Origin of the sequence: Shewanella sp. KCT (assembly GCF_007636505.1) — a bacterium.
Classification (GTDB): Bacteria; Pseudomonadota; Gammaproteobacteria; order Enterobacterales; family Shewanellaceae; genus Shewanella; species Shewanella halotolerans.
In genome coordinates this window covers 40,688-58,768 of the sequence record NZ_LVDJ01000006.1, presented here as the reverse complement: position 1 = coordinate 58,768, position 18,081 = coordinate 40,688, and the positions used below count along the sequence as shown (strand labels likewise).

The 18,081-nt window shown below is 56.6% G+C and carries 11 protein-coding genes and 2 pseudogenes; 8 read left to right on the top strand and 5 right to left on the bottom strand.

Going from position 1 to position 18,081, the window contains the following annotated elements:
- Window positions 1–79: 79 nt before the first annotated feature.
- From AYI87_RS10355 to AYI87_RS10345, 3 genes and pseudogenes are all read left to right on the top strand, one after another.
- Window positions 80–2,050 carry a TonB-dependent receptor gene (locus AYI87_RS10355; protein ID WP_144201844.1) on the top strand — a complete coding sequence of 657 codons (1,971 nt, stop codon included), beginning with the start codon at window positions 80–82 and terminating at the stop codon, window positions 2,048–2,050.
- A gap of 363 nt (window positions 2,051–2,413) precedes the next feature.
- Entirely contained in the window at window positions 2,414–3,025 is a 612-nt protein-coding gene (locus tag AYI87_RS10350; protein ID WP_144201842.1) for an arylesterase, read from the top strand.
- 241 nt (window positions 3,026–3,266) lie between these two features.
- Window positions 3,267–3,887 (top strand): annotated as a pseudogene (locus AYI87_RS10345) (HDOD domain-containing protein); the annotation flags it as partial.
- Here AYI87_RS10345 and AYI87_RS10340 read toward each other — a convergent pair.
- Window positions 3,886–4,587: pseudogene (locus AYI87_RS10340) on the bottom strand (LysR substrate-binding domain-containing protein); the annotation flags it as partial. The pseudogenes AYI87_RS10345 and AYI87_RS10340 overlap by 2 nt on opposite strands.
- A gap of 200 nt (window positions 4,588–4,787) precedes the next feature.
- On the opposite strand from AYI87_RS10340, the gene metE reads away from it, so the two are divergent.
- On the top strand, window positions 4,788–7,067 hold the full coding sequence (gene metE / locus AYI87_RS10335; RefSeq protein ID WP_144201840.1) for a 5-methyltetrahydropteroyltriglutamate--homocysteine S-methyltransferase: 2,280 nt from the start codon (window positions 4,788–4,790) through the stop codon (window positions 7,065–7,067).
- Between the two features lie 147 nt (window positions 7,068–7,214).
- Here the strand turns inward: metE and AYI87_RS10330 are convergent, their stop codons facing one another.
- The gene (locus AYI87_RS10330; RefSeq protein ID WP_144201838.1) at window positions 7,215–8,729 is read right to left on the bottom strand and encodes an SEL1-like repeat protein; all 1,515 of its coding nucleotides are present in this window, start codon (window positions 8,727–8,729) and stop codon (window positions 7,215–7,217) included.
- Between the two features lie 221 nt (window positions 8,730–8,950).
- Window positions 8,951–10,501, bottom strand: coding sequence for a glutamate synthase-related protein (locus AYI87_RS10325; protein ID WP_144201836.1), 1,551 nt, complete (start codon window positions 10,499–10,501; stop codon window positions 8,951–8,953).
- 255 nt (window positions 10,502–10,756) lie between these two features.
- On the opposite strand from AYI87_RS10325, the gene AYI87_RS10320 reads away from it, so the two are divergent.
- From AYI87_RS10320 to AYI87_RS10310, 3 genes are all read left to right on the top strand, one after another.
- Window positions 10,757–11,359 carry a gluconate 2-dehydrogenase subunit 3 family protein gene (locus AYI87_RS10320; protein ID WP_260865117.1) on the top strand — a complete coding sequence of 201 codons (603 nt, stop codon included), beginning with the start codon at window positions 10,757–10,759 and terminating at the stop codon, window positions 11,357–11,359.
- Window positions 11,360–11,395: 36 nt separating this feature from the next.
- Complete coding sequence (locus tag AYI87_RS10315; RefSeq protein ID WP_144201832.1) at window positions 11,396–13,099, top strand: GMC family oxidoreductase; 1,704 nt, start codon at window positions 11,396–11,398, stop codon at window positions 13,097–13,099.
- 87 nt (window positions 13,100–13,186) lie between these two features.
- Window positions 13,187–13,390: a dodecin gene (locus AYI87_RS10310; RefSeq protein WP_011866777.1), complete on the top strand. Its 204-nt coding sequence runs from the start codon at window positions 13,187–13,189 to the stop codon at window positions 13,388–13,390.
- A 209-nt stretch (window positions 13,391–13,599) separates the two neighbouring features.
- On the opposite strand, the gene queG is transcribed toward AYI87_RS10310, so the two are convergent.
- A complete protein-coding gene (gene queG / locus AYI87_RS10305; protein ID WP_144201830.1) occupies window positions 13,600–14,763 on the bottom strand; it encodes a tRNA epoxyqueuosine(34) reductase QueG in 1,164 nt (387 codons plus the stop codon).
- A gap of 331 nt (window positions 14,764–15,094) precedes the next feature.
- Between queG and AYI87_RS10300 the strand changes: the two genes are divergently transcribed.
- Window positions 15,095–15,865, top strand: a complete 771-nt coding sequence (locus tag AYI87_RS10300; RefSeq protein WP_258406387.1) for a substrate-binding periplasmic protein — start codon at window positions 15,095–15,097, stop codon at window positions 15,863–15,865.
- Between the two features lie 140 nt (window positions 15,866–16,005).
- Here AYI87_RS10300 and AYI87_RS10295 read toward each other — a convergent pair whose 3' ends face one another.
- Window positions 16,006–17,829, bottom strand: coding sequence for a diguanylate cyclase (locus tag AYI87_RS10295; protein ID WP_260865116.1), 1,824 nt, complete (start codon window positions 17,827–17,829; stop codon window positions 16,006–16,008).
- Window positions 17,830–18,081 lie beyond the last annotated feature (252 nt).

Here is an 18,081-nt window from a genome sequence, read left to right as displayed (position 1 = left end):
AAATGCGACCCTGGCGGTTTGATGGACTGCGCCCAGTCGTGACGCCTTGCCCTGTTTCCCTTTTAGGAGTTAAAGGAAAATGGGTACACAACCTAGTAAAATTGCGCTACTGCTTGGCGCCTGTCTGGCCGGGAGCTTTCCTGTCTTAGCGGAAAGTTCGGGCACCCCAGGGCCTGTGGATGAAACCATCACGGTTATCGGCCGCAGCGAAAACACCCCTATCAATATCGCGGCTAACGTCAATGTGATCGACGCTGCCGCCATCGAGCTCAGCGGTGCCACCAACCTCACCGACTTGCTGCGCGGACAGAGCGGCATTCAGGTGTCAGATTCAAACTCGGGCGCCGTATTTGCCATGCGAGGTTTCAGCGCCAGTCAGGCGGTCAACAACACCTTGATCCTGATCGATGGTCGTCGCCTCAATAACATCGATATCGCCGCGCCGAGCATCGGCGCCATCGGGCTCAATCAGGTGGAGCGAGTCGAGATCCTCTCAGGCAGCGCCGGTGTGCTCTATGGAGACCAGGCGGTTGGCGGGGTGATCAACATTATCACCAAGGCGCCGAAAGATAACGGCGGCAGCCTGCAGCTCTCCGGCGGTAGCTTCGACACCTTTGAGGCCAAGGCCGAGGGGTCGGTCGCCATCAATGACAACTGGCGCCTCTATGGCGCGGCCAACCATCTCAAGAGCGACAACTATCGCGATCACAATGCCAGCAAAACCAGCTCAGTGCTGGGACGCCTGCAATATGACGATGAGGTGCAGCAGTTCTTCGCTGAGGCGAGTCACTATGACAATCACCGCGAACTGGCTGCTGCGCTGAATGATGATCAGATCAAGGAAAACCCAAGACAAATGGGTGATCTGCAGCAGGGCGATCTCTTTATCGATGCCTACCTGCATGAGATGACCACGGCGGCCCGCACCGGTTATCAGCGACAGCTAAATGAGGCCTGGTCTCTGGGCGCCGACCTTAACTACAGCGACACCCTGACAACCGGGCTCAGCACCTGGAATACAAGCCGCCGCGATACCCGCTCTCTGCTCGAGTTTAAGCCCAAGGCTGTGGCTAACATCAAGACGGATAACGGCGAGCTTAAGCTGGTGACCGGTCTGGATCTTAGTCGCGGCGAGGCGACTTTTAGCAATCGCAGCAATGTGCAGAAGCTGGCCAGCGCCTATCTGCAGGCGACAGTGCCTCTCACCGAGAGTTTCAGCTACGTGGTGGGCGGTCGTTACGCCGAGGTGACCGATGAGCTGGTGGACGGCAAAGCCTATCCAAATGGGATAGATCTTGATCAGGATGCCCATGCCTTCGAGCTCGGTCTCAACTATCGCCCTAATCAGCATCATAGATTCTACCTGCGTGCCGACGACAACTTCCGTTTCGCCAAGGTGGATGAGCAGGCCTACACCCCGGCAAGTATTCAGGGGCTCAAGCCGCAGACCGGCCGCAGTTACGAGGCGGGCTGGGATCTGCTGCTCGAGCAAAACACCCTGCGCGTGAGCGCCTATCGTCTGGATCTCGAAGATGAGATCGTCTTCGACCCGAGCGCAGAAACCCCCGTGGGTGGCAGCTTCCCCGGCGCCAACGTTAACGCCGATGCCTCACGCCGTTATGGGGTAAGCGCAGACTGGGACTGGCAGGCGACTCAGGATCTAATGCTTGGGCTTGAATACAACTATATAGACGCCGAGTTTACCGAAGGACTAAACGAAGGTAAGGCGCTCTCCTGGGTGGCCAAGAACAGCGGCCGTGGCTATGTCAGCTACGATGTTTATGAACATCTGCAGCTCTTCGCCGAGGCGGTCTACACGGGTGAGCGCTACATGGAAGGCGATAATGCCAACTTAGGCGATAAGCTCGATGCCTATACCCTGGCAAATATCGCCATCAACTATTCCCGCGATGCCTGGCTGGCCAGCCTGCGGGTCGATAACCTGCTGGACAAGGAATATGTCAGCTCAGGGTATTTCAGCACCTGGGGTAGCGGTTATTATCCTGGTACGGGCCGAGCGCTGCGCCTGACCGCCAGCTACCGCTTCTAACGCGGCTTTAGCCTTAAGAGCCAGTCAGATCTGACTGGCTTTTTTATTGCCTGCTGTTCATCATAGGGCTTGGGAAGGTGCGAACAAGTCGTCGCACAGCTCTGGCTTTGATAGCAGCGACAGTTCAAGGCATTCAACTGAGGGCATGCCGAGGCCTGCTGAAGTTGAATAACGCCGAAATGGTGTTGCTATCAAAGCCCCGCAGGGCGAGGCTTACAGCGGTATTTTCTGCGTTACAGTTCTTGCGAAGGACTAGGGCCATTCGCTGCAAACTGTGCCTTGCATCTATCCACTTTAAGCACACGCAGAGCAAGCACGGGACTTATTCGCACCTTCCCTTGATATGTTTAGTGAGGACAAAGGATGAAATTAAAGTGGTTGCTTGTGCCCGTTATCTTGCTCTTGGCCATCATCTTCTGGTCAAGCGGCGGCCCGTCTCTTGCCCCCTTGCCGGAGAGTGCCAGAATCCTTGCCTTTGGCGATAGCCTGACTAAAGGCGTGGGAGCCAGCCCCGGCATGGATTATCCTGCGCAGCTGCAAGCAATGAGCGGACGTGAGGTGATCAACGCCGGCATCTCGGGAGAGACCACCTCCCAGGGCCGCGAGCGCTTCGCCCGAGTGCTGGATGAGACGCCGCCGGATCTCATTATCTTGCTTGAGGGGGGTAATGATTTTCTGCGTAATGGCAACGCGGCGCAGGTCGAGGCCAACCTCTCTGCTATGCTGGCACAGGCCCAGCGGCGCGATATTCCAGTGGTGTTGATTGGCGTACCTCAGAAGAGCATCTGGCTGGAAACGGCGCCCCTGTATGGACAGCTGGCCGCGCAATATCAGCCGCTATTTATTGAGGATTTTCTGACAGAACTGCTAAAATTATCAGAAGTAAAATCTGATGCGATTCACCTCAACGATGAAGGCTATCGTCGTCTCGCCGAGCACCTATACCAGCGTCTGCAACAGGCAGGTGCCTTATAGCTAAAATGGCCCTGGCAGTAGCCGAACAACGGACGTCATCCCTTGGTTAAGTGGCGGAATTTTGTCGTTTATCTTTCGTCCATAGTAGGCTGAAAGCTCAGGCGTGAGTGGCAAGATGAATTTATTTAGGTTAATGTCCGTTTTTACCCCAAATCGACTTGACCCAGACAGTCGTTTTATGGGTAAATTCTCGGATAACAAATGGCGCCGTGCCAATAATAAATCAGGTTAATAACTTCTCATGACAGATCTTGAGCATCAGGTATTCACTCAAGTACGCGCAATTATTGCCAATGAAGAACAGGTTATCGGACGACGGGGTATTCTGATCCCGCTGAAGAAAGCCATTATTGCCGATGGCGATATCCGCAATGTGATCGATATAGTCTCTTCCGATCCCGCGTTGGCGGCGCATCTGCTATGGCGCAGCAACTCGGCGGCTAACGCCAGCGTGTCATCGAAGAACCGTTCATTGAAAGATGCCCTGGTGCGCCTGGGCCAAGTCAATATCTACCGTTATGCCTTCACCTTCTACCTCAAGGAGCGTCTCGACGAGTTGCCACAGCCCTACAAGAAGCTGGTATACGGCTACTGGGCGCTCACCGAGAGCATCGCTACCGACGCCGTGGATAGCTTGCATCATATGGAAGGGGTGAACATCAATCCCGATGAGGTACAGACCCTGGCGCTGTTTAGCGTATTTGGCGAGATCATCGCCCTGACGGCCTTTGCCTACCTGAATGCCGAGTCGGAGCAGTCGTTCCCGCTCTCTATCATCAAGTCGCTGATCGATAATCAGAAGCAGACGCTGACCCTTGAGGCGTTCGAGTCATTAGGGTTGGATGAGGAACTCAGAGAAGACATGCGATGCGTTGCAGCAACATGGCGGTGAGATCGCAGCGGATCTGTTTAGCAACCGGCACGCCCGCCGGCTCCATGAAGTGGCGATAGATATCCAGCCTGTCTAGTGGCACTGGGTAGGTGAGCAGGGTCTGATCCCTAAGCTGCGCCGCCGTGACATAGGGGAGCTCGGCCAGCGGATGATCCGCGGCGACCAGGAGTTTTACCTCGAAATCGAACAGGTGCTGATAGGCGATATCATGGTCGGGAATAGGGTCTGAGGTGAGTACCACATCCAGCTGTCCCTGCTTGAGCGCGGTCAGCGAGTCGAACAGGTGGCGGCTCGACAGCTCCAAGTTGGTGTGAGGAAAGCTGGCATTAAACTGCTCGATCACCGGCATCAGCCAACGAAAACAGCTGTGGCATTCGATACCCACAAAGAGATCTCTCGCCTCGCTGCCCAGGCCATTCTTGAGATCGATTTCGGTTTCTATCACCTTAGGCAAGATCTCCTCGGCCAGATTGAGCAACCTAGCGCCCTCTTGGGTAAAGGAGAGGGGTTTACTCTTACGCACGAAAATCGCCGAGTTGATGCGGGTCTCCAGTTCCTTGATCTGGTGGGATAAGGCCGACTGGGTGACAAAGCGCTTCTTGGCTGCGCCCGCGAGACTGCCGCTCTCTTTCAGGGCGACCAATGTACGTAAATGCCTAAGCTCTATCATTTTTACCTCACATGAATTTGGCTCATGTTGCTCGTGAAATCAATTCGATTGCGAGACAACAGACTAGCACAATAAACTTCTAGACGTCCAGACGCCTATTTTAGTTTGTTGTGCAATTTCAGTTCTCAAACCTGTATTGCGATGACAGCGAAGGGCGCTAACCATGAATTTCGCTCATCTTAATGCAAAAGGTATACAATATGCAAACTCTAGATATCGCTTCATTAGGCTTTCCCCGTATCGGCCGTCAACGGGAACTCAAATTTGCCCTGGAAAAATATTGGCGTGGTGAGATAGACCAGTCGCAGCTGCAATCGGTCGCCAGTGAACTGCGCAGAACCCATTGGCAGTGGCAGCAGGCGGCGGGGGTGAAGCAAGTGCCGGTTGGGGACTTTGCCTTCTACGATCAGGTGCTCACCCTGAGCGCTACCATTAATGCCATCCCGGCGCGCCATCGCAGCGGCGAGCAGGTGGATCTCGATACCCTGTTTCGAGTGGCCCGTGGCCGCGCGCCCACGGGGGAGGCGAGCCGTGCCGCCCAGATGAAGAAATACTTCAACACCAACTATCACTACATAGTGCCCGAGCTCACGGCGGGTCAGCGCTTCGAAATAGCTTATGAGCAGCTGTTCGACGAGGTGGACGAGGCTAAATCCCTGGGGCATCAGCCTAAGCCGGTATTGCTTGGCCCGGTCAGCTACCTCTATCTTGCCAAGTGCGAGGGCGAGCCCTTCGATAAACTGAGCCTGCTGCCCGCGCTGGTCGAGGCCTACCAGGCCATTCTGGCGCGATTTGCCGACCAGGGCGTGACCTGGGTGCAGCTCGACGAGCCTATCTTGGCGCTGGAACTAGATGATGACTGGCTGGCGGCCTTCGTGCCGGCATACAGGGAACTCAGTGGCCAGGGGGTTAAGCTGCTGCTGGCCAGTTACTATGGCTCTGTGGCCCATCATCATGAGTTAATTAAGGATCTCGTAGTCGATGGCCTGCATCTGGATCAGGTGAGCGATGCCGAGCAGCTCACTTTGTTTGGCGCCAGCCTTAAGCCTACGCAGGTGCTCAGCCTTGGGGTGATCAACGGCCGCAACGTGTGGGCGGCGGATCTCGACATCTTGGCCGAGCGGCTGCGCGCTGTGGTGGCAGATCTTGGAGAGCGTGTCTGGCTGGCGCCTTCCTGTTCGCTCTTACACGTGCCCGTGGATCTGGAGAGCGAAACCGAGCTGGCGCCAGAGCTCGCCAATCAACTCAGCTTTGCCAAGCAGAAACTCGACGAGCTGGCCGCGCTGCGCACCTTGTTGCTTACCCCACAGAGCGAGGCAGCCCAGGCGATAGTGGCGCGCTGTGAGGCGAGACGTCAGGCCCGAGAGCAGGCGGCCAACCCTGAGGTACAGGCGAGACTCAAGGCCTTAACGCCTGAGGATTTCAATCGTCCTAGCGGTTTTGGCGAGCGCCGCCTAAAGCAACAGGCCCGTTTTCGTCTGCCGCTGCTACCCACCACCACCATCGGCTCTTTCCCGCAGACGCCGGCCATTCGCGGCCTGCGCAGTCGCTGGCGTAAGGGTGAGCTGACCGAGCAGGCCTATGTGGCGCAGCTCGAGGCGGTAACCCGCGACAGCATAGCGCGTCAGCTCAAGTTGGGGATCGATGTCCTGGTCCATGGCGAGGCGGAGCGCAACGACATGGTGGAGTATTTTGGCGAGCAGCTCGACGGGGTAGGCTTTACCCAGTTTGCCTGGGTGCAGAGCTACGGCTCACGCTGCGTCAAGCCGCCGCTAATCTATGGCGATGTCTCACGTCGTCAGCCGATGACGCTTGCCTGGGCGAGCTTCGCCCAGAGCCTGACCGACAGGCCGGTAAAGGGGATGTTGACCGGCCCGGTCACCATACTGCATTGGTCCTTCGCCCGCGAGGATATCGGCCGCGAGCAGATCGCCAATCAGCTTGCCCTGGCGATCCGTGACGAGGTGGCTGACCTGCAGGCGGCGGGTATCGGCATCATACAGATAGATGAACCGGCGTTTCGTGAAGGCCTGCCACTAAAGGCCAGTGACTGGCAGCATTACCTCGACTGGGCGGTGGCCGCCTTCAAGCTGAGCGCGGCGGGCGCCGAGGATGAGACCCAGATCCACACCCATATGTGCTACAGCGAGTTCAACGCTACCATAGATGCCATCGCCGCCATGGACGCCGATGTGATCACCATAGAGACCTCGCGCTCGCACATGGAGCTGCTCAATGCCTTCGAGGACTTCGAGTATCCCAACGAGATAGGCCCGGGTGTGTATGACATCCACAGCCCGAATATTCCGACTGTGGAGCAGATGGTGGCATTGATTGAGAAGGCGGCGACCAAGATCCCTGTGGGACAGCTGTGGGTGAACCCAGACTGTGGCCTCAAGACGCGCACCTGGGATGAGGTGGAGCCTGCGTTGCAAAACATGGTGAAGGCGACCAAGGAGCTAAGACGCCGCCTGGGTTAGTCTCTTTTAATTCCCGTTTTTAGACTAAGGGTGACCAGCTTACTGGCCACCCTTTTTTGGGCTTATATTTTGGGGCTAGTGCTTTTGGGCTTAGCGCTTTTTTGGGGTTTAGTGCGTTTGAACTTAGCGACTAGTGCTGGTGAAAGCCTAGTGACCTGTGAGTGACTCTTGCCGTTCTTGTAAGCGCTGCTCAAACAGCGCCTGCTCTGACTCGCTAAAGCCTTGCTTGAGGCTGGCTAAGCTGCTCTCCATCTCACCCGTGGGCAGAAAATAGAACTGATCTTCCAGGGCTATCTGTGCCCAGACGGCGGCATCGACCCTCTGGCTCAGCTCTGCGCAGGCCTTATGCAGCGGCTCAAATGCCAGATTCTCGCCGGCGAGTGCGGCGCGCTCCAAGAAGCTAATGGCCTCTCTCGGATGGCGTCGGCCTCTGTCATCTTCATGGAGCAGGCGCAGGCCATGGGTCAGATCTATGCAGGCCTGCTGAGATTTCTCTATGGGGTGCTCGGCGAGAAATGCTTGATACAGGCTCTCGGCTTGCTCCTTCTCATAGCTGCCCATCTTGGCACTTAATGTCTCGACCCGCTCAAGATGATAGGGCGCGGGATCGGTCGCCGCCAAACGATAGTAAGCCAGGGCCGTGGGAAGATGTCGACGGGTGCCAAGCCCCTCTTCGTGAGCCTGACCCAAAAGGAAGAGGGCGTCTGTCATCCACTGCTGGGCCAATGGCGTGAGCAGGGCGATCGCCTCAAGGTGACTTTTGTTGGCGCGTTTATGTTTGAGCAGTAGCTCCCCCAGCTGGTAGGTGGCACTGTTGTTTTCCTTGGCCACGGCCTGTCTTAGGCACTCCTCAGCCTTATCGATGTCCTTAGGCAGATGTTTACCTTCCTGATAGAGGTGCGCCAGCTCGATGAGGGCAAACTCGTTGTCCTCTGCTTCCTCGCGCATCAGGCGCTCGGCCTCACGGGGTTCGGCCGGGCCACCTTCTCCCCTAAGCAGCATCTGCGCCAGTTGGCTCTTGGCCAGTGGTTCGCTGTTGGCAATGGCCGTGAGCAGGGCTCTGGCCCTGATGGGATCCGGCTTGCCATGGCGCGGTTCCAGCAGCACTTTGGCCAGATGGTATTGCGCTTCAGCATCACCCGCCTCGGCCGCAAGCTCGAGATAGTGCAGCGCCTTGCTGCCGTCTGGGTCGAGCAGTGGGCTCTCCTGATAGAGTCTGCCCAGTTCGCCTTGATGCTGGCTGTTGCCCTGATCGGCGCCAGGTTTCAGTATGGCTTCCAGTTCGTGACTGCCACCTTTTTGGCTTGGATGAACCTTCAACTTGAGCATCTGGCGTTGAATCTGGGCAAATTGCTCATCCAGCTCGGCCGCTTGTTGAAACCAATGATTGGCCTTGTCTAAATCATACAGATGATGATCTTCGAGGCTGTAGAGTTCACCCAGGAACTGCGCCGCGTGCGCCATCCCCATGGCGGCTGCGCGCTCCAGATAATCGAGGGCCTGGGCCTCTCGACCGCTGTGCAGTAGTTGGTTGGCGAGAAAAATCACCTCATCTGGGCCGCCGGTGACTTCGATGGGCTGTTTGCCGCGCCAGTTTAGGTAGACCAGCAGCAGGCTGATAAAGAGTAGGGCTAAGATTATCGAGAAAATAACGACTTGCATTGTGATCCTTCACATTATCTATGGCTGAATTGAGGTGGCTTTTGGCCTTAGGCGATGGATTGTCCTAAATCGCTGGCAAGTGTGCACCCATTTATCTTGTTAAACAAGTCTTTACTGGTGTGGCGTTTGTCTTATTGTTTCGCTCTTAATAGAGTTGAGCGCCCGCCCGCGCCCGAAGGGGACGGCTGGGGGAGGCGGGCAGGTGAGTGTAACCTGTCACGTTAAATTGGCGTCACGCCTGCGTAGGAGACGCCGGAGAGCCTTGCCATCTCGCTGTGCCAGGTGGCGATATCGTCCAGGGTAAAGTCCTGCAGGCTGTGATGGCCACAGGCCCTGGCCATCACCTGCATCAGCTCGGTGGAGGCGCCCAGAAAGTTGGCCAGCTGCTGCGCCGACTTGTCGATATTGAGGCGTTGGCGCAGGTCGGCATTTTGGGTGGCGATACCGGCGGGGCAGTTGTTGGTGTTGCAGATGCGGGCGGCGACGCAGCCGATCGCCTGCATGGCACTGTTGGCCAGGGCAACGCCGTCGGCACCTAGCGCCATCGCCTTGACGAAGTCCATGGGTAGCCTCAGGCCGCCTGTGATGATGAGCGTCACCCGGCCGCTGGCCTCCTGCTGATCCAGGTAGCGGCGGGCGCGTGCCAGGGCGGGGATGGTGGGCACACTGATGTGGTCGCGAAAGATCTGCGGCGCGGCGCCGGTGCCGCCACCACGGCCGTCGAGTATGATGTAGTCGGCGCTGGCATCGAGGGCAAACTGAATGTCCCGCTCGATATGGTTGGCGCTCAGCTTAAAGCCGATAGGCACGCCGCCGCTGAGTTCACGTACCCTATCGGCGAAGCGTTTAAAGTCGGCCACAGAGTTGAGCTCCCTAAACCTGGGCGGCGAGATGGCATCTTGGCCCGCTGGAATGCCGCGGATCTCAGCTATTTTCCCCTGGTTCTTGCTGCCCGGCAGATGTCCGCCTGTGCCTGTCTTGGCGCCTTGGCCGCCCTTGAAGTGAAACGCCTGTATCTTGGCCATCAAGGCTTCCTGATAGCCAAACTGGGCACTGGCCAGCTCGTAGAAGTAACGTGAGTTGGCCGCCTGCTCCTCGGGCAACATACCGCCCTCGCCGGAGCAGATCCCGGTACCCGCAAGTTCGGCCCCCTTGGCCAGGGCGACCTTGGCCTCTTCCGATAGGGCGCCGAAGCTCATGTCTGACACCAGTAATGGGATCTTCAGCCTCAGGGGCTTTCTTGCCTCAGGGCCTATTACTAGCTCGGTGTCGATGGCCTCGTCTTCGAACAGGGGCTTGTTGGCCATCTGGGCAGTCATGATCTGAATCTCATCCCAGCTGGGCAGCTGATATCTGGGCACCCCCATGGCGACCATGGGGCCATGATGGCCGAGTGTCTTGAGTCCATCTCTGGCGAGCTGATGGATCAACTCGACGCCGGGCTCCTCTTTGGTGGCGACCGCTTTGGGAGCCTGGTTGCCATCTTTGGCGATCGCCTCGCGGCCCGGGCCCTCCTTGCCCACCTGTTCGGCGCTAAACTGTTTGTGGGTGCCGTCGCAGTAGGGGGCGTTGCCCGTGTGTTTACAGGCGCAAAGGTAGGCCTCGCCGCTTCGCTCGGCGGTAAAGGCCTTGGGGCTAAATCCCGTTCCCTTATGGGAACCATCACAGAAGGGCTGGCTGTTTGAGCGGCCGCAGACACAGAAATAGTATTCCTTTCCTTTGGTTAGCTCGACTTTTTTGGGTTTATTATCGGCGACGACGGGTTTAACCATGGGAGCTCCTTAGGCTTGCTGCGCGGCTGTTGTCTTTAGTCTAGGCGCTTTTGCGGCGGGTCGCCGCCTCGCGATTAATGGTTAGTCATCTCTATCATCGCCTATCGATACTCGATGTGGGTGTTGACCCGGCGCGCCGAAAAATTCACACTCAATTGAATTAATTTGGCGATAATCAGGGTCTTATGTAAGGCGCTGTGACTTATGTCATGGGCAATGAAACAGGCAGATCTAGTGAGCAAACGGGAGATTAAGTTGGCGAGGAGTAAGCGCGAAGCAACTAGACTATATGCCTTCGAAAGCGGCCTGACCCGGCGCGACTTTCTTGTGCGCAGCGGCGCCCTGGGTCTGCTGCTGGCGGCGAAGCCTGAGTTGAGTCTTGCCGGCGACGAAGGTTTCTCTCTCACCACGCGCCCCAAAGATTTCGACGTGATCAACCGCGCCGTCATAGAGAGCGTGCAGCAGCACCTGTTTCCCGACGATGGTGATGGCCCTTCGGCTAAGGAGCTGAACGCCTATCGCTATCTGCTATGGGCCATGGAAGATCCTGACAATCGCGCCGATGAGGACAGGCAGTTCATCTTGCAGGGGGCGGCCTGGTTGGAAGATTGGGCCGATACCCAGACCGGACGTAGCTTCCTGGTGCTGAGCTGGGATGAGCAGGAGGCACTGCTAAAAGCGATCGCCAAGAGCCGCGCAGGTGAAAACTGGCTCTCCCTGCTGCTCTATTATCTGATTGAGGCATTGATGTTAGATCCACTCTACGGCGGTAACCCGGATGAGATTGGCTGGCGTTGGCTCGAACATCAGCCAGGCTTTCCACGGCCCGTGCCGGGTAAGAGTTATCTGGATTTTTAAATAGAGACTATGGGGTCGTTTTTACAGGAATCTTTGATGGGATTAGCAGCTAATAGTGAGGCGCAGGCGCCGCAACAGTTTGAGGTGTGTATCGTCGGCAGCGGTGCGGGCGCCGGCCCAATCGCCTATGAGCTGGCCAAGGCGGGGATTGCCGTCGCCGTGCTTGAGAAGGGCGACTGGTATACCGAGCAGGATTTCGTTAAAGATGAGCAGTTGCCGCGCCATAGGGTGTTTCGCTCTCAGTTCGATGAGGAGCGCCATGTGCTCGAGCTTCCCGACGGCGAGGGCGGCTGGCGCAGGGAGACCACGGCGCAGTTTTGGGGTGGCAATATCGTCGGTGGCGCCTCCAACTTCATGAGCGGCTATTTTCATCGCCTCAAGCCGAGTGACTTTCGCCTCGCCTCCACTTTCGGGTCGATCCCCGGCGCCAACACGGTAGACTGGCCCATCAGCTATGAGGAGCTCGAGCCTTATTATGCCAAGGTGGAGCAGATTGTCGGCGTCAGCGGTCGGGTGGTGAAGCATCCACAGTTAGAGCCGAGAACGACCCCAGATTTTCCCTTTCCGCCAACGGCAGAGCACCCAATAGCGGCGCGTTTCGATAATGCCTGTCAGACACTTAAGCTGCATCCTCTGCCCATGGCGCGGGCGATCCTGTCTCGCCCCTTCAAGCAGCGTCTGAGCTGCGAGTATTCCGGCTACTGCGGCAGCTATGGCTGCCACTCTGGCGCCAAGGGCAGCTCGCGGGCAGCGCTGCTAAACGATGCCGTGGCCAGCGGAAATTGTCGCATCATCACCCGGGCCAAGGTGTATCGCCTCAATACCGATGCCCAAGGAAGAGTGAGCTCTGCCGACTATTTCGATGCCAGTGGCCAAAGTCGGCGCGTTGTGGCCAAGATCTTCGTGGTTGCCTGCTACGCCATAGAGAGTGCCCGCCTGTTGCTGGCCAGCCCAGGGGAGAAACATCCCAAGGGGATAGGCAATCGCTTCGATCAGCTGGGTAAGAATTTGCACTGCTGCGCCGGCGGCACGGGCCATGGGGTGTTTAAGCTCGATAATCTGCCTAAGGATACGGCTAATGGGCTCAAGCAGCGTGGGCCCTTCTTTAACCGTGCCCTGCAGGACTGGTATGTTATCGACGACAAGACGGCGTTCGATAAGCCGGTGAAGGGGGGCACCTTAGACTTCGTGTTTGACCCGCCATCACCCACCAGTGAGGCGAATGCCCTCAAGTGGCATCAGGGCAACCTGCTTTGGGGGACGCCGCTCAAGCAGAAACTCAAGGCACACTTTACCCAGTCGCGGGACTTTAAGTTCGAGGTCTTCTGTGACTGGCTGACCAATGATGACTGCTTTGTTACTCTGGACGATGAGGAGCAAGACAAATGGGGTCAGCCGGTGGCCAAGGTGCGCGCCGGTTTTCATCCACACGATCTTAAGGTGGCTCAGTATCTGGTCGACCGGGGCGTAGAGGTGATGAAGGCGATGGGCGCCGACGAGGTGTGGGGAAATGTGTTTAGCGATCCCACTGCTAATTTAGTGGCCGGCGGCTGCCGATTCGGTACGGATCCAAAGACCTCTGTGCTGAACCCAGATTGTCGGGTCCACGATTGTGATAACCTGTATGTGACCGACGGTGCCTTTATGCCGAACGGCGGCAGCGTTACCCCGACCTTGACCATCTATGCCAACGCTTTTCGGGTGGCCGACAAGCTGCTGACGCGGCTAAAACCAAGCTAGTGTTACGGATTTTGCGCCTGAAGATCACAGGGGCGCAAAGCTTTCCTATACTCAAGGGGATAGCCGATTTGCAACAGGAGATCCCCCATGAGTCATACCTACAAGATCATCGAACTCGTTGGTTCCTCGCCCATTAGTTCGGACGAGGCGATTAAGAATGCCATCGCATCGGCCAGTCAGTCGCTGCATCATCTGAGGTGGTTTCAGGTGGTTGAGACCCGGGGACACCTTGAGGCTGGGCTGATCGCCCACTGGCAGGTGACGGTCAAGGTGGGCTTTACCTTAGACTAGTGATACCAATCCTAGTAAATAACTGACCACTCTAGCTTGATAAAACGTTCGATAACGGTGTTATCATTTTTGATTGTAGAATAACTACTTATCTAAAAATGCTGCCTTGTTCCCGAACGTTTTTCCAGCGCTATTTCTGATCACTTACTTACCGTGATTGGTATTAATATCTCCTCTGAGGCGTCTGCTGAGTGCCTTGTGCTCATGGCCTAGGCGTCTCTGGGGAGCCCCTTCTCTATGGTGCGGATCACTCGCTGCGTCTTACGGTTGGCCTGATAGTCGCCGAGCTTATGGCGCGCCAGTGCCCAGTCGATATGCTCGCGCACCATCTCATCTACCTCATCGCTTTCCCTGCGATCCTCGAGGGCGGCGATGATCTCCTGCGATGCCGGCGCATTGCCCAGCGCGACGGCTATGTTGCGCAGCCAACGCTTGTGGCCGATACGGCGGATGGCGCTCCCCTCGGTAAACTTCAGAAACTCGGCCTCGTTCCAGGCGAAGAGGGTGAGCAGCTCTGGATGTTTGAGCGGATCCCGGGTGTGGAAATCGCTCTCCTGGGTGAGCGGCGCCTCGCCATTGACTGGACACACCAGCTGACAGTCGTCACAGCCATAGATGCGGTTGCCCATCAAAGGCCTGAACTCTGCGGGGATCGCCCCTTGAAGTTCTATGGTGAGATAGGAGATGCAGCGTCTGCCGTCCACCACATAGGGCTCGACGATGGCGTTGGTGGGGCAGGACTTGATGCAGGCGACGCAGGTGTTGCAGTCGGCCTGCACCGGAATGTCTACCGGCAATGGCAGGTCGATCAGGAGTTCACCGAGGAAGAACCAGCTACCGGCCTCGTGATTGAGCAGCAGGCTGTGTTTGCCGGTCCAGCCGAGTCCGGCCTTGTCGGCCAGTGGGCGCTCCAGAATCGGCGCCGAATCCACAAAGGGGCGATAGTTGGGGCGTTCGAGCCCCAAGGTTTCCAGTTCGGCCTCAATCTGTTGCCCCAGCTTCTTCAGGCGATTGCGGATCATCTTGTGATAGTCACGACCACCGGCATAGCGCGAGATATAGGCTAGGTTGGGATCCTTGAGATGGGTGGCAAAACCCGCTTCTGGCGGCAGGTAATCCATACGCGCCGAGATGACCCGCACAGTGCCCGGATGTAGCTCCTGCGGGCGGGCGCGCATCATGCCATGGCTCTCCATGTAGCCCATTTCACCGTGATAGCCCTTATCGAGCCAGGCCTGAAACTTGGGCTCTTCGGCGCGAAGATCCGTGTCGCAGATGCCGATTTGCGCAAAGCCTAACGCCTTGCCCCAGGTTTTAATCTTGAGGGTGAGTTGCTGTAACGCTTGGGGCGAGAGGAGGCTTTGGTCTGACATACTTAGATTAAGGGCGAGGAGCCAGGGTGAACAGTGGCGCCATGATACCAGTTTTGCGCGGGAGGAGAAAACTTAAGCCGGCTTGGGGATTGCCTGATACAAGAAGAAAGAGAGGATGAGAGCGTCTGGTCTTGCCTCAGCAAGTGTCTATTGCAATTTGGCTGGGCGCTATTTATGTTGAACAGAGCTAGTTGCAAGAGCGCTTAGCATTCATGGCAGAGGGAAAGCCTGTCCATCTTAGACGATAATCAATAACAGGCGTTGGCCTCATTTCCGGGAGAACTATTTGATCTGGCGTAGCGTGCGGCTCATATCACAGACCGGCTTATCATTGGCCGGCTTATTACTGATCGGCATGTCGCTGGTCTTGTCATCCCGGCCTGTCGGGGCGGCCCCCCTGCGCATGCTTACCGAAGAGTGGGCGCCCATGAGCTATCAGGAGCAGGGGCTTCCCATGGGCTATGGCGTCAGCCTAGTGCAGCGTCTTGCTAAGGAGCTCGGTGAGGAGGCCAATATCGAGGTGCTGCCCTGGGCCCGCGCCTATGCCATCGCAGAGGGCCAGGCCAACGTGCTGCTGTTTGCCACCTCCCTTAATGAGCAGCGCAGCAGGGATTTCGATTTCGTCGGTCCCATCGCCACCACAAGTATCTCTATCTATGCCAAGGCCGATGACAGGGTGACCCCCGCCTCGGTGGCCGAGCTGGATGCTCTGGGCAGCGTCGGCGTCTATCGCGGCTCTCTGGGAGAATCTATCCTGACGCGGCAAGGAGTCGAGCACCTGACGGTAGCCAGCTTTCCACAGCAGTCGGCGCGCCAGCTACAACATGACAGGATACGTTTCTGGTGTCAGGCGGATCTGGCGGTGGAGCGTCTGTTGGCCGAGGTGAATATGGGGCTGGATGAAGTGTATCCCGTGCTGGAACTGGCGCAGATAGATCTCTACCTGGCCTTCTCTAAGGGGACCGACCCTGAGCGGGTGAGTCGCTGGCATGAGGCTTTGGCTAAGTTACAGGCCTCGGGTGAGATGGCCCGTCTCTATCATGTTTGGTTTCCCAAGCTAAATCCCCCGAGCCGTATCGAGCTACTTAAACACGGCGATTAACTTATATCATGACCAAGTATATAGCGACTCAGTCTTAGCGTTTAACCTGCTTCGCTTGCGATCTCACAGGCTATTTAGGCTAGCCAATCTTGCCGAACGGTTAGGTATCTAACTATGGTGTTAGGTGTCTAACTATTGCGTTAGGTATCCAGTATGGCGCAGTTACGACCCGATGACTTGGCGCGGTAGAGGGCATCGTCGGCGCGCTTCAGTAGATGCTCGAAGCTCTTGTCGCCATCAGTGCAGGCGATACCGGCACTGATGGTGAGCTTGAAGTTCATGTAGACGTCATCGAAGTTGCTGCTCTCTACTGTGGTCACCAAGCGCTGCGCCACATTGAGCGCCTGCTCGGCCGTGGTGCCGGGCAAGATAACCAAGAACTCTTCGCCGCCAACCCGACCCACCAGATCCTGTTTGCGCATCAGTCCGTTGCTGATGTTGGCCAGGGCGATGAGCACCTTGTCGCCGATGTCATGGCCATATTTATCGTTGACCTTCTTAAAGTGGTCGGCATCGAACAGTATGATCGACAGCGGATGGTGGCCCTCATCCTTAGACTTGAAGTAACCCTCGCCCTTGGAGTAGGTGTAGCGCCGGTTGGGCAGCTGGGTCAGGTGATCCGTCAGCGCCAGGATAGAGAGCAGCTTGGACTTCTGCGACTGCTTGTAGGCGACGGTGGAGAGAATGATCATTATGATACAGCCCAGGACGATCACCGCCAGTTGCAGATACTTGTTCTGCTTGAGGATCACCAGCTCGTTCTCTTTTATCTTCTGCAGTTCGATCAGCTGCTGGTTCTCGCGCTCTATCTGCTCGGTATTGAAGCGGGTGCGCATCTCTGTGGTTCGGTTGGTCTGCTGGGTAGCATCCAGCGACTTATGGGTCTGTATGTAGCTCAGCAGCGCCTCGTAGGCCTGTTTCCAGTCTTTCTCGGCGACGAAGATCTGGCTGTGTACCATGTGCAGCTGTTCCAGGCCGCGGGCGTTCTTGATCTGCTTAAAGGTCTCTTCGGCCATGTCGATATAGTCGAGCGCCTGTTGATACTGGCCATTGGTGAGGGCTGATTGCGCCTGATACAGACGCATGAAGCTGTAGCTGGCGCCTTGGTCCGGGGTGATGCTTTGCTGCGCTGCATCCAGATAGGGCTTGGCTTCCCCTTGACGATGTAGCTGAATCAGCACGCCAGCGACATTCACCGCCGTGTGGGCACTGGCTTCCTCGCCCAGGGTATCGCGCCAGTATTGATAGGCTTCCTTGTGCTTCTTTAGCGCCGCCTCATACTCGCCAAGTTCCTCGAGGGCGAAGCCTATCTCTGTCTTGATGGCGTTGGCGCCATCTTTATCGCCGGTATCTTCGAAGCCCTTCTCCAGCTTGCGATAATATTTTATTGCCGTCTGGGGATCGCCGAAGCGGCGGTAGCTGGTGGCCAGCTCGGTGAGATTGTAGATGGCCCAATGTTGCAGGTTGAGGGATTCATAGAGGTGCTGGGCGGTGATCAGATCTTCCAGCGCCTGGGCAAAGTTACCCTGAAAAGAGTAGATGGCGCCGCGCAGTGAGCGCGAGTCGGCAATGAGTCGTGGCGATTCTATCAGGTAGGCTTCGGCGACAACCTTATTGTACTCTTCCAGTGCAATATCGACCTTGCCAAGTAATTGGTGCATGAAGGCGCGGCACAGCTTGAGATCTGTGGTGGCCTCCGCCGAGGCGGCGACCCCTTCGGTGAGCAGTTTCAGGTCGGCAAAGGCGATGGCATCTTTGAGCGCCTGCTGTTTGGTGATGTCGTAGTTGTTCCAGCAAAGTACCGTCTGCAGCTTGAGGTAACGCTCCATGTCGTCGGCCGTGATATTGGCCGTCAGGTAGCCGAGCGCCTCTTTGATCGCCTGCTCATCTTTATACTCACCCTGGTCGAACTTTTTAAAAATGGCGTCTATCTCTTCGGCGCTATCTTCTTGCGCTTGGCTCAATGGGCTGAGGCCTAAGAGTGAGAGGCTAAGACTGATTAGCAGCAGAGAAGTTATCCAGGATTTTGCTTTTGTTTTTCTTGTCATTTTTAGCTTTGCCAACCTTGCTATGTGACCATTTAACCATAGCATAAACACTTTTTTTGTAACTATATTATACGGATGACAGTTTATTGACAGTAAAAAGTATATTTTTTATGCGTTTATTTTTAACTTTTATATAACAAAAGGTGTCAATTTTGCTTTTCAGTCAGA

Bases quoted from the DNA above. Each gene is read 5' to 3' on its own strand.
- AYI87_RS10355 (WP_144201844.1), top strand. From the start codon at position 80: ATGGGTACACAACCTAGTAAAATTGCGCTACTGCTTGGCGCCTGTCTG.
- AYI87_RS10350 (WP_144201842.1), top strand. From the start codon at position 2,414: ATGAAATTAAAGTGGTTGCTTGTGCCCGTTATCTTGCTCTTGGCCATC.
- metE (WP_144201840.1), top strand. From the start codon at position 4,788: ATGCAAACTCTAGATATCGCTTCATTAGGCTTTCCCCGTATCGGCCGT.
- AYI87_RS10330 (WP_144201838.1), bottom strand. From the start codon at position 8,729: ATGCAAGTCGTTATTTTCTCGATAATCTTAGCCCTACTCTTTATCAGC.
- AYI87_RS10325 (WP_144201836.1), bottom strand. From the start codon at position 10,501: ATGGTTAAACCCGTCGTCGCCGATAATAAACCCAAAAAAGTCGAGCTA.
- AYI87_RS10315 (WP_144201832.1), top strand. From the start codon at position 11,396: ATGGGATTAGCAGCTAATAGTGAGGCGCAGGCGCCGCAACAGTTTGAG.
- AYI87_RS10310 (WP_011866777.1), top strand. From the start codon at position 13,187: ATGAGTCATACCTACAAGATCATCGAACTCGTTGGTTCCTCGCCCATT.
- queG (WP_144201830.1), bottom strand. From the start codon at position 14,763: ATGTCAGACCAAAGCCTCCTCTCGCCCCAAGCGTTACAGCAACTCACC.